Annotated in this window: 1 protein-coding gene, 1 rRNA gene and 1 pseudogene; all 3 read right to left on the reverse strand. The window is 46.3% G+C overall.

The genetic code is table 11. The features are described 5' to 3' along the window. Positions 1-144 (reverse strand): 16S ribosomal RNA (locus tag L1D47_RS20685); the annotation flags it as partial. A gap of 345 nt (positions 145-489) precedes the next feature. Next, positions 490-801 (reverse strand): hypothetical protein, encoded by a 312-nt coding sequence (locus L1D47_RS20690; RefSeq protein WP_239886623.1) that lies wholly within the window; start codon positions 799-801, stop codon positions 490-492. After that, a pseudogene (locus L1D47_RS20695) lies at positions 746-1336 on the reverse strand (IS3 family transposase); the annotation flags it as partial. The gene L1D47_RS20690 and the pseudogene L1D47_RS20695, both read right to left, overlap by 56 nt.

Consider the following 1336-nt stretch of genomic DNA (forward strand, 5'->3'; position numbering starts at 1 on the left):
CGACTGGGCAGTTCCCTAGGCATTACTCACCCGTCCGCCGCTCGTCATCTTCAAAAGCAAGCTTTTGAAATGTTACCGCTCGACTTGCATGTGTTAGGCCTGCCGCCAGCGTTCAATCTGAGCCATGATCAAACTCTTCAATTAAAAGTTTTTCTGCTCCACTCTTTATTCAAAAGGAAGCGACTCAATGAATTCTGATTCATCACTTAGACTCGGAAGAATCTAAGGATGTTTGTACATATTGCTATGRACTCTCACTATCTCTAGTAAAGAATTGCATTGAGATTTAAATCGTTTTYGATTAACTCAATACCTGTGAGTGTCCACACAGATTTCTTGTTTTATCTTGTTAAAGAACGTTCGCCTCATACTGGAGTCCAGCGGGCTAGGGCTGCGTATTCTACGCCCCTCCCTGTCGGCGTCAAGCGCTTTTTTCAAAAAAAACTTTCAAGCGGTTAATTACTGTACTATCGCACTGTAACCACCGGCTTAAAAACTTGAACCGCTTGTTACCTTGACTCGACCAGCTTGCCTACTCGCTTCGCTAAGTAGCGCCGTTTGCCGTGTCAGTGGGAGCGCATTATAGGGAGCCAAATCTTTTGTGCAAGGGCTTTTTTCAATAAAAATGAACTTATTTTTTATACCTGATATAAGCACATCCTTTACACCAATTACGCACACAGTTATCCACAAAGGCATCTGTTCATACGTTTTATCTACCTCATCATTGTCACTGCTGTAGTGGTCAACTAAAATTGGCCACGGTTTTGTATTCAAGCCAATATCTTCGCTCTGACTCATTGGGTGTCAGCCCACCGTTATATTGATGTGGTCTCAGCTGACTGTAATACCCCGTCACATATCGCGAAATTTCACTCTTAGCCTCACCGATATCCCGATATCCCGATAGCCGGTTATCGGTATCCATTCTGTTTTTAAGCTTCTAAAGAAGCGCTCCATCGGGCTGTTGTCCCAGCAGTTTCCTCGTCGACTCATGCTCTGCTTAATCTGATAACGCCAGAGCTGTTGGCGGAAGCGGCGGCTGGTATAGTGGCTTCCTTGGTCACTATGGAACATTAGGTCTTTGGGCCTTCCTCGCGCCTCAAAGGCCATGGTTAGTGCCTTGCTTGTTAGCGCACTATCGGGCGAAAATGACATCGCCCACCCCACCGGTTTACGTGCAAACAAGTCCAGAACAACGGCAAGGTAAGCCCATCGTTTTCCTGTCCACACATAGGTCACATCGCCACACCACACTTGATTGGGAGCCGTCACAGCAAACTGGCGGTCAAGGAGATTAGGGATGGCGACATGCTCCTTGTCTGCCTTTTTGTAG

The organism is Shewanella sp. Isolate7, assembly GCF_022398425.1.
Lineage (GTDB): Bacteria > Pseudomonadota > Gammaproteobacteria > Enterobacterales > Shewanellaceae > Shewanella.

Bases quoted from the DNA above. Each gene is read 5' to 3' on its own strand.
- L1D47_RS20690 (WP_239886623.1), bottom strand. From the start codon at position 801: ATGAGTCAGAGCGAAGATATTGGCTTGAATACAAAACCGTGGCCAATT.